The sequence below is a fragment of the Gordonia alkanivorans NBRC 16433 genome (genome assembly GCF_000225505.1).
Classification (GTDB): Bacteria; Actinomycetota; Actinomycetes; order Mycobacteriales; family Mycobacteriaceae; genus Gordonia; species Gordonia alkanivorans.
On sequence record NZ_BACI01000085.1, the window covers coordinates 1 to 492 of the forward strand.

1 protein-coding gene is annotated in these 492 nt (G+C 67.9%); it reads right to left on the minus strand.

What is annotated here, in order from left to right; translation table 11 throughout:
* The coding region (locus tag GOALK_RS14920; protein ID WP_040004236.1) for a DUF222 domain-containing protein at window positions 1-492 on the minus strand (492 nt) is incomplete at both ends.

A 492-nucleotide genomic window follows, 5' to 3' on the forward strand; every position in this document is an offset into this window, starting at 1 on the left:
TTGGCGGTGCCGTCGGCGCGTTGCCGGTTGACCGACAGATTGCGGCGACGTTTGCGGTCGGTGTCGTCGGTCAGTGTGCCGTCTGGGTCGAGGTGGGCCAGCAGTCGTGCACCGAGGGCGGTGATGTCGGCGGGGGTGTGGTCGACGGCGATCTCGGCCATCTGTCGTTCGGCGGCGACTTTCACGTCGTGGTCGGTGGCGTGTGGGATCTGGTCGAGGACGTCGAGTACTGCCCGGACGTGGGAGGTGCTGACCTTGCCGTCGGCCAATGCCTCTGCCAGAGCGGGGCGTTCGGGTTCGAGTGGTTCGCCGGTCGGGCTGAGGTGGGTGGCGGTCGCGTGGCGTTGTTTGGTGCGGCGCATGGGGTCGGCCATGCGTAGGCGGTGGGTCATGAACTGGGTGATGCTGCGGTGGCCGGTCTTGTGGGGTAGGTCGCGGTCGGCGATCTCGATGATCTGTCGGTCGCCGGCGAAAGTGAGTCGGGCGATGGCG